The sequence below is a fragment of the Paraclostridium dentum genome, from assembly GCF_012922555.1.
Classification (GTDB): Bacteria; Bacillota; Clostridia; order Peptostreptococcales; family Peptostreptococcaceae; genus Paraclostridium; species Paraclostridium dentum.
In genome coordinates, this window is the sequence record NZ_WIPK01000112.1 from 1 (window position 1) to 487 (window position 487).

Consider the following 487-nt stretch of genomic DNA (forward strand, 5'->3'; position numbering starts at 1 on the left):
CCGGATGCTCTGGGCGTGCACCAGGTTGGGATTGCCCAGGTAGTCGAGACCCCCCTCCGAGAATATCTGTGCTCCTGCCTTGAACCACACTGCCTCTCCGAACTTCACCCCGTTCTTCGACAGCACCTCCGGGAACACGCACCCTAGTGCGCCCAGCATCGCCCACCTTGAGTGGATCACTTCCAGCTCCCTGTTCCTTGCGAACGTCTCGGGATCAGCCGACAGCCCCGCGGTGTCCCACCCGTAGTCGCCGGGGAATTCTCCGGTCAGGTATGATGGGGTCTGCTCTGAGAATGGGCCCAAGTACTTGGGCCTGTCCGCTCCGTACCAGATACTCTGGGGAGAGCTCTTGACGGTGCGCCTCATGGTGAAGCGGCCGCCCCCGACGTTGCCGCCGACCTTACGGACCAGCTCATTCTGGGGCTTCAGTGCTGCCTGACCTCCGAATGCTGATTGTTGGATTGCTGAAGTTGCCATCTTCTTCTTT

The 487-nt window shown here is 60.8% G+C and carries 1 protein-coding gene; it reads right to left on the bottom strand.

The window, feature by feature from the left end:
- The coding region (locus tag GFJ41_RS21075; RefSeq protein ID WP_170076013.1) for a chlorophyll a/b-binding protein at positions 1-487 on the bottom strand (487 nt) is incomplete at both ends.